Origin of the sequence: Desulfamplus magnetovallimortis, from assembly GCF_900170035.1 — a bacterium.
Lineage (GTDB): Bacteria > Desulfobacterota > Desulfobacteria > Desulfobacterales > Desulfobacteraceae > Desulfamplus > Desulfamplus magnetovallimortis.
In genome coordinates this window covers 177,276-178,006 of record NZ_LT828540.1, presented here as the reverse complement: position 1 = coordinate 178,006, position 731 = coordinate 177,276, and the positions used below count along the sequence as shown (strand labels likewise).

Here is a 731-nt window from a genome sequence, read left to right as displayed (position 1 = left end):
CTCTTTATTTTTACTTTTTATCCATAAACCTTCAAACAAATTTTCTTTTCCCTCAAACAGGCATTTAAGGGTTGATACCATGAGTGATTTTCCAAATCTTCTGGGGCGGGAGAGAAAAAAATATTTTCCATCCCTTATCATCTGGCAGATATGTCTTGTCTTATCCACGTAGATATCACCATTGCGTCTTATATTTTCAAAGGAAGAGTTGCCAGTGGGAAGTGTAGGAAGATTTTTCATGAATCAATCCTTTTGGTTTTTGTAATTGTAAAAATCGACACCATTAAAAATGGCTTAAATCCAAACCTTAAACTGGGCTTAAAACAACTCATGTTTCCAATCCGATATATTACGGGTTTCAATGTCAAAATTGATTCCCAATAAATGGATTGTTTTACCTTGTTGCAAATAAGAATCAGCATATTTTTTACTTCTGATCTGTTTGATTGCTTCATCACTGCTGCGGCCGCATTTAAACTCGATGATATAAACTTTATCCTTAAACTCCACCACCATGTCTATTCTACCTTTGCAGGTGAGAACCTCACTGCGGGCAGTGACTCCTGATGCTGAAACCATAAGATAGAATATGGTATGGAAATATGCCTCATCTCTGTGGCTCTCAAGGATGTTTGGTATTGACGCATAAATTGCTCTCATGGTTTCAATAAAATTATCAAGTTCATTAAGTTCAAGGTATTCACAAAGAAGGGCAAACCTTGAGCCTTCAC

The 731-nt window shown here is 36.4% G+C and carries 2 protein-coding genes; both read right to left on the bottom strand.

Annotated elements, in window-relative coordinates; translation table 11 throughout:
- A partial coding sequence (locus tag MTBBW1_RS28060) for an AAA family ATPase (protein ID WP_186441006.1) occupies window positions 1-240 on the bottom strand: 240 nt, incomplete at its 3' end.
- Window positions 241-318: 78 nt separating this feature from the next.
- Window positions 319-731, bottom strand: a 413-nt coding sequence (locus tag MTBBW1_RS28055; RefSeq protein ID WP_186441005.1) for a PD-(D/E)XK nuclease domain-containing protein, incomplete at its 5' end; no start/stop codon positions are given.